The organism is Anoxybacillus sp. ST70 (assembly GCF_019553625.1).
Classification (GTDB): Bacteria; Bacillota; Bacilli; order Bacillales; family Anoxybacillaceae; genus Anoxybacillus; species Anoxybacillus gonensis.
Genome location: NZ_JAHZOF010000023.1, coordinates 1 through 7,247 on the forward strand (window position 1 = coordinate 1; position 7,247 = coordinate 7,247).

Genomic DNA, 7,247 nt, shown 5'->3' on the forward strand with positions numbered 1-7,247 from the left:
ATATAAATAAATATTACATTAAAAAAGTTTGATTGAAATGTAAAGTCAAGTGATTTCTTTGATATGTAGGCCGCTAATGAAGCGGCTTTTTATATTGTTATCGCTCGAAAAATGGTCAATGTAACCGACTCACTGTGCTCCAACTGTACAGACAAACGAAAAATTTTTGATTGATTTTTATTACCCCCCTATACTCTCACAATAAAATTACTGTTTTATATTGGCCGCTCTTGTCCGATCATATTATCAATTCTCCGCTGAATTTTTTCTAAATAAATATTGAAAAAAGTCAAAGGGATACTGTTTAGCGTACTATTGTATTAGCCACCGCTGCTCAACGTAAATTTTGCCTTCTAATGCGTTTATTTTTTAATTTAAATAGTAAATCATTCAAAACGGCTAAAATCGCTCTATCGGCTCATATGGGCTTTAAAATGAAAGTTTGCTCGAAAGCAAAGAAAAAAGACACGTTAAATCGTGTCTAGTTCATCGGCAATCATATTCAATTCTTGCTTGATTCGCTTATTTAGTTCAACTGGAACATGTACTATCGTTTCTTTATCGACAATGAACGAAAAAGGCTCGTTTTCATCAATCAATCTTGCTAATGAACGCAACCCCTTTGCTTTGTATCTGCCTTCGATTGCATAGCCACCAATGCCACGCATGTAAAAAACGTTGTCATCAAAATAGCCATCAATAACTTCTAACTGGTCAAGAATATCGCTCATGTTTTATCGCTCCTATTGTTTTATTTTTTATTTATTGAATGGGTAGCTTTTGTTTACGTTCTTTAAGCACTCTGTATAGTGTAGCTCTCGAAACACCTGTCATGTTTTCGATTTCTGATACGCTCATTGTTTGACTATCATATAACTTTAATGCTTTTTCAATTTTTCGCTTATCTGTTTTCGGTCTGCCACCTTTTCGCCCTCTTGCTCTTGCTGATTCAAGCCCTGCTTTTGTACGTTCACGAATAATATCACGTTCAAACTCTGCAAACACCGCTAAAATTCCAAACAATGCTTTGCCTGCCGCTGTGCTTGTATCAATATTATCTTGTATTGATACAAACTCAACGCCTTTTTCTTTTAGTTCATTTAATACATTGATAAGTTTAGATGTTGAACGTGCCAAACGGTCTAATTTGTAGACAATGAACGTATCACCTTCTCTTAAGCACTCTAATGCTTTCTGCAATTCCTGCCGATCATCTTTTGCTCCGCTTGCCTTTTCTTCATAAATCTTTTCACATCCTGCCGCTTTCAAAGCATCAATTTGTAAATCTAACGACTGATCAGCGGTTGATACTCTTGCATAACCGATTTTCATTATATATCATTCCCTTCTCTTGCTTTGTTATCTCTATTGTATCAAAAATGTACGTTTTTGTAAATAAGAATTTGATACGAGTTTTGACACAAAATAGAGATAAAAAATCTAGTTAAAATGACCTTTGAAAATTGTTTGTCAATTTGTATCAATATCCATCGTTTTTAAAAAATATAGGTGTTCGTCAATATTAAGACAAATTTCATATTAGCGGCTGGATATATTCCAGTCCATCTTTTTGCTATCGTAAATGCAATCGTGTTTCGTTGATATATCGGCATTTTTGAATGAAAATGAGCTATTTTTATCGCTATCGTGTCGATAACGAACATGTGTTCCTTTATCACTTCACTAAAGTAAAAAGCAGTCATCTAAATGATGACTGCCGACTATGTACTATGTATTTAATTAGATATGTATTAAAGTTTTAACTTCATTCGTTCCTTTTTCTCAACTGCTTGCTTAAATTCATTTAATATCTTTTTTCTGTTGTAATAGCTACTGCTGTATATCGGTTTTAAAAACGATTCTCCAAACTCATCGAGAAAGTACATGAAGGCAAAAACTTTTTCAAGTTTAGAGTATCCAAACAAGTCAAACAAGTTTGGACTGATTTCATATTCATTCTGTATCAATTCAAGTTTACTATTGATTAACTCTAACGTTTCATTCATGATCAATTTATACATTTCTTTTGTGAGAAGATCAACCGCTTTACGTTTAGATGAATATTGTTTCAATATGTCTTTTCGGCATTGAATTTCAAAACGTAAAATATTTTTTGCTTGCTCTAGTAAAGAATAATCTGCTTTACGTTTCATCATTTCTTTGTATTTATCGTAAAACTGAATAGATTGAGATTTATTTTTATAAATGACCGTTTCATTATTGTATGTAATTGTTGTTTTACGTGAGAGTATGATTTTAGATAAGTTATGTATATATTGTGTAACTTGATTCTGATTCTTCATTTTAAAGTTTTTGCTAAAATCTAATCTATGTACCTGCCAATCATCTTTATGTACTTCAACATGAAATAATTCTTTGATTCGGTTATGTACGATTGTAAAAAACTTCTCTATGTCTGTCTCGTTTATTTCTGTTAGGTTATTGCCATATAAAACTTTCGGAATGGAACAATTAATTAATAAACGATTCCAGGAAGGATTAAATTTAATGTAAATGTCATCATGAATAATAATTTCATCATCATGATTATAATTAATGTTAAATGGCACGCTCATATGAATAGTGTCAAACATGTCATCACCTCTTAAATATTAATTTTAAAGTTTACAATTATAAAATTTTATAATTAATTTCTATATGTTATATAGAGAAGCGGCACACGCTCCCGCTTCTCAATTGATATGTTATGTATGATATGTAAAGTAAAATAGTTATGTATTAATTATTAGCTTGCTTGCCCTTGTCGTTCCTTCTTGGTCAATTCGTCATGCTCTTTTTTAGCAATAATCGTTATATTGTTCCATTCATAGTTAGTGCCTTTACCACCTATGCGGTGTACGACTGGAGCATATTCTCCAGCAAACCCACTTTCTATATACTTCCTGCAAATCTCAATGCCTAACTCTACAAGGTCAGGTCTATATTTTTTTAGATTTCTGATTATACCACTCCATTCACCAAGTAAAAATTTTACGTTTTCATATCCTTTTTTCTTGCCAGCTCTCACATACTTTGCATTAGAGCATGAATTTTTAAACTTGAAATAGAATAGCTTCATTATTAATCGTTTTCGGGCTGTTGTATCTAAATCATCTAACTTTATGCCACTAGCACTTTGAAAAATATTTTTAATTACTCTGTATCTACTTTTATCAATAGTGGTGCTCCTTCTCGAAAATAAATAATTCAAATATTGTATTTGTCTTTCTTTTGGTGCATCCCATATGTATCTTTTTTTCATACACTCATTACCCCTTTACTTAATTTATTTTTTATCTCCTAAACTCCACCAACACTGACAACCAAACTGCCGCTGCTCGTTCGGAAAATAATCACCCCCTTTCTTGTTATATAGGCAATTAAAAATATTATCTAGGCAATTCACCTAAAAACACGAACATTTTTATTTTACATGTTATTAATGTTCGTTTTTTTATGATATAGAAGCATAAAAAAACTGATTTATTAAAAAAATAAATACCAGATCCGAATAACCGAATATTGTGAAATTATAATAGCTAACCTTGTAAAATTTTTCAATACCTTTTTTCGACTTTTTAAAAATAAAAAAAGACCTGCTCTTTGGAGCAAGTCTAATCCCACGAAAACAACCGCTTCAAAATGCCAACTCTCTTTTTCTTGTCCTCTGTCGTTGTCGCTGTCTCAAGTTTAGCTTGTTGCTGTTCTCGGATATACTCCATCCACATACGGTCACGTTCTACTGAATGTTTTTCAATCTTTGATAATCGCTCATCAATATATTTCTGTTGCGACACCACAATTTGCTTTAACTCCTGTATTTCCTTCATTAACGCTTCATATCGTATCGAATCACGCTCTATATCGCTTATTTCCGCTTTTTTAGCTTCATTTTCTACAAGTGTAGCGGATTCCGATTTGCTTTGTATCGTATCGGATTCCTTTTGTTTTCTTTGATTTACAAGCATTGACGCAATACGATCTACTGTCATCCCTGTATCGCTAGACATCTCTTTCATACGCTCGAATATTTCAATATCTGATTCAATGAATATACGAAAACCCTGCTCATTCTTTGTAAATGTATATCCCGCTTTCTCTAGTGCTTGGGCATACTTGCGTACAGTAGGAGCCGCTATACTAACGATATTCGCTATATCTTTTGTAGAGTATTCCTTCATTTCGCTTCACCTCATATGATATACATTCGATATGAAGCGTATAGAATCCTTTACCGAAAACGCCCTATAATCGCTCCAAACCTGCGACATATACTCTTACCCTTTAGCGACACAAGGACAAGCCAAAATGACGCTCCTGGACGCTTAAAAAAGACAATACAAACCCAAACCTGCGACATGTTTATTTTAAAAAGTCGCAAGCCTTACGCTTCAAGGAAGTTATATAAAAGATGTTGCCGTTCTCTACATCTTTCAGTGAATAAATAACTCTCTACCAAACGATAGAAATATCCTTCAAAAGATTTCTCAATTCTGCCCTGCTTGTACATGAAAACTGTATGCTTAAATGCTTTATTTACTGTTCCGATCACTTCACCAATAGGTCTTTGTAGCTTTGATTTTTTGTAAGCGATCAATACACGCAACCAGAAGTGATATATTTCTTTAGCATTGAAGAATGGAGCCGCTGTTCGTACAAAATTTTCATCTACAAAGCCAGGAACAAATGATGAATCTAAAATAGGCTCATTTTGACCTTCAATGACGTTATTAATATTATTTACTTTAGTTTCAAGAATAGTAGTTTCAGTTTTATTTTTTACTGCTTTATCCTTTGATATGTCTGCGTTCTCAGCATTTTCACGCCTAGACAAACCGCCTAGACAATTTTCAGAAAATACTTTCTGGAACTCATAAATATTGCTTGATTGACCGCCTTTTTTTGCTCTATATGTACGGTAAATTTTCATGAATCCATGGTTTTGCATTTTCTTAAAGAAACGTCTTAAAGTGATTTCTGATTCAACATGAGCTAATTTCATGATGTTTTCTTTTTTAAGCCAGCAAGCCCCGATCACTTTACATGAATGTTTTACCATGACATCTAAAATTCGTAATTCCGCAGGTGTAAAATGAACCCGCTTTTTCATCTCTGCAATATGCCAATTCATTTCATCGACACTTGAAAAAGTTTGGTGTTTTTGATATTCCTTCTCGCAAGCAACAAAAAAAGTCATAGCCCTAAAGATCTCCTTTCGTTTCGGCTATGACTTCATGAGCATATTTAACCAAACACACCAAAAAGAAAAATACTTGCTATTAGATACGTTTTAACATATAATCTAATTAGTCTATGGTTTTGGGTGTTGGTTAGACCTTGCACCGATCTACCAATCGGTGTTGCTCATGAGGTCTAGCCTTTTTATTTTGTCTTAATCAAAATTCTACAACTTGTCTATTAAATTGACAATCTATTGTAAGAAAAAGTCGGATAAAAATTCATGGGCATATAGCATAAATATAATTCTAGGAGCTTATACAATCCGCAAAATACGGATTGTATAAGCTCCTAGCAAAAAAAACGATTACTTCAAAATGAGTGGCAAAAATAAAATGAGCCTCACTATATATCCCATAATAGTTAATAGTGATGTAAGCGATGCAACTAATGAACCAAATAATGAAATAAAAAAAGCGAGAAAATATGACATGCTTTTTAATCCATACATTGGAATCTCTAATATTCTCAAAGTGATTCCAATGGTCAAGACTGAGAATAATAATAATATTGTTAAGATCGATTTATAATGAATCTTCATCAAAATTCATCACCACTTGTAATATATGAGTTTTACACGCTCCACGAATAACGAGATATAGGGGAATAACTGTTGTTATTGGTTCCAACATTAAGGGGTCTTATTTCAAATTCTACCCTATGAAATACTCCTTCATATTCAACTAATACAAACCATTTTTGAAAAATATTGAACTCCTTTTGATTAAGTAAGTGAGCAATCTGTAATCCTCCAACAGCATATCTTGGCGTATTCAAATTAGCTTTTAAAGGTATTGAATAAGTGGCGATAGGTTCATCAGGTTCACTACTAATATACCAATGGAATAAAATTTCACTGTCTTTTTTAACTGAAGATAATTTAACTAATATTTGTACGGAAAAATCATTTGGAAAAAAGATACTTTTTTTATTAATTGGTTTAAAATCATCTGTTGTATGTTCACAAACAATAATAGATTCGATCATAATTCTATACCTCCAATAATAAAAACGATTTTTCTTGACAAATATCCAATAACAACCAAAAAGAGAAAAAAGAAAGGAGAGGCTGACCTCAACAAGGTCGGTTCAGCAACCTTTTGAGTCAGCCTCTTTTTGTTAATTAATGGGCTTTACCAAAGAGAGCTACACCTATCCCATATCTAATAGCTCCAGAGATAGCGCCCTTTATGGCACCAATATTACCTCCCCATACTGCTCCTGCAGCAGCACCAACCTTAACTTTCTGTTTGTTACCTCCACTTAGGACCATTTCAATCGTTCCACCAGTTGCCGCTCCCCAAGCTGCCCCTTTAGCAGCACCATTAGCAATGGATTTTTGAACGAATTTCGGATCGTTCGGGAAAGCTTTGTGTAAAAGACTGGAAATGGAACTCATAAAATTTCTCCCCCCCAAATATATATAAATATTCAAAATATATATAATACATTAAATATATTATTATATATACTATCATATGTAAATAGTACCATGTAAATAGTGCTTATATTTTATATTCTTTTTACATTTTTAGCAAAATTACCGATAAACCTCCGATAATCATAAGAAGTGACAATCCTAACAACCAAGCTGAAAGAATAGGTGTTGAGAAAACATCTAAAATCTCTAAGAAGATAACAACCATTTTCCTTTTAAAGCTTAAATCCTTTTTTTCCTCCCAACTTTCTTTTAATGAAACCACTCCGAGCGGTAATAAGATAACCCCTATGATAATTAAGCCAATTCCTAAAATCATGTATAGTCTCCTCCTAGCTATTATGTTGTATTTTCATATAGTTGATATTTCTTGTTCTCATCGTTCGCTGTAATCTTAGATATCGCTAATATTAATTGGCGATTTCTCCTTTCTCTCCTGCAAAGATATAAATAAATATTACATTAAAAAAGTTTGATTGAAATGTAAAGTCAAGTGATTTCTTTGATATGTAGGCCGCTAATGAAGCGGCTTTTTATATTGTTATCGCTCGAAAAATGGTCAATGTAACCG

Annotated in this window: 9 protein-coding genes; all 9 read right to left on the minus strand. The window is 32.8% G+C overall.

What is annotated here, in order from left to right:
- Positions 1-470: 470 nt before the first annotated feature.
- Positions 471-731: a hypothetical protein gene (locus K1I43_RS15260; RefSeq protein WP_019418215.1), complete on the minus strand. Its 261-nt coding sequence runs from the start codon at positions 729-731 to the stop codon at positions 471-473.
- Between the two features lie 31 nt (positions 732-762).
- Entirely contained in the window at positions 763-1,332 is a 570-nt protein-coding gene (locus K1I43_RS15265) for a recombinase family protein (protein WP_019418216.1), read from the minus strand.
- Between the two features lie 419 nt (positions 1,333-1,751).
- Positions 1,752-2,594, minus strand: a complete 843-nt coding sequence (locus K1I43_RS15270) for a phage/plasmid replication domain-containing protein (RefSeq protein WP_019418207.1) — start codon at positions 2,592-2,594, stop codon at positions 1,752-1,754.
- A gap of 152 nt (positions 2,595-2,746) precedes the next feature.
- The gene (locus K1I43_RS15275) at positions 2,747-3,262 is read right to left on the minus strand and encodes a hypothetical protein (RefSeq protein ID WP_019418208.1); all 516 of its coding nucleotides are present in this window, start codon (positions 3,260-3,262) and stop codon (positions 2,747-2,749) included.
- Between the two features lie 352 nt (positions 3,263-3,614).
- A complete protein-coding gene (locus tag K1I43_RS15280) occupies positions 3,615-4,181 on the minus strand; it encodes a hypothetical protein (protein ID WP_019418209.1) in 567 nt (188 codons plus the stop codon).
- 203 nt (positions 4,182-4,384) lie between these two features.
- Positions 4,385-5,197: a hypothetical protein gene (locus K1I43_RS15285; RefSeq protein ID WP_019418210.1), complete on the minus strand. Its 813-nt coding sequence runs from the start codon at positions 5,195-5,197 to the stop codon at positions 4,385-4,387.
- Between the two features lie 614 nt (positions 5,198-5,811).
- Positions 5,812-6,225, minus strand: coding sequence for a hypothetical protein (locus K1I43_RS15290; RefSeq protein WP_019418212.1), 414 nt, complete (start codon positions 6,223-6,225; stop codon positions 5,812-5,814).
- Positions 6,226-6,361: 136 nt separating this feature from the next.
- A complete protein-coding gene (locus K1I43_RS15295) occupies positions 6,362-6,637 on the minus strand; it encodes a hypothetical protein (protein WP_220382693.1) in 276 nt (91 codons plus the stop codon).
- A 124-nt stretch (positions 6,638-6,761) separates the two neighbouring features.
- On the minus strand, positions 6,762-6,995 hold the full coding sequence (locus K1I43_RS15300; protein WP_019418214.1) for a hypothetical protein: 234 nt from the start codon (positions 6,993-6,995) through the stop codon (positions 6,762-6,764).
- Positions 6,996-7,247 lie beyond the last annotated feature (252 nt).

Bases quoted from the DNA above. Each gene is read 5' to 3' on its own strand.
- K1I43_RS15260 (WP_019418215.1), bottom strand. From the start codon at position 731: ATGAGCGATATTCTTGACCAGTTAGAAGTTATTGATGGCTATTTTGAT.
- K1I43_RS15285 (WP_019418210.1), bottom strand. From the start codon at position 5,197: ATGACTTTTTTTGTTGCTTGCGAGAAGGAATATCAAAAACACCAAACT.
- K1I43_RS15270 (WP_019418207.1), bottom strand. From the start codon at position 2,594: ATGTTTGACACTATTCATATGAGCGTGCCATTTAACATTAATTATAAT.
- K1I43_RS15280 (WP_019418209.1), bottom strand. From the start codon at position 4,181: ATGAAGGAATACTCTACAAAAGATATAGCGAATATCGTTAGTATAGCG.
- K1I43_RS15295 (WP_220382693.1), bottom strand. From the start codon at position 6,637: ATGAGTTCCATTTCCAGTCTTTTACACAAAGCTTTCCCGAACGATCCG.
- K1I43_RS15300 (WP_019418214.1), bottom strand. From the start codon at position 6,995: ATGATTTTAGGAATTGGCTTAATTATCATAGGGGTTATCTTATTACCG.
- K1I43_RS15275 (WP_019418208.1), bottom strand. From the start codon at position 3,262: ATGAAAAAAAGATACATATGGGATGCACCAAAAGAAAGACAAATACAA.
- K1I43_RS15290 (WP_019418212.1), bottom strand. From the start codon at position 6,225: ATGATCGAATCTATTATTGTTTGTGAACATACAACAGATGATTTTAAA.
- K1I43_RS15265 (WP_019418216.1), bottom strand. From the start codon at position 1,332: ATGAAAATCGGTTATGCAAGAGTATCAACCGCTGATCAGTCGTTAGAT.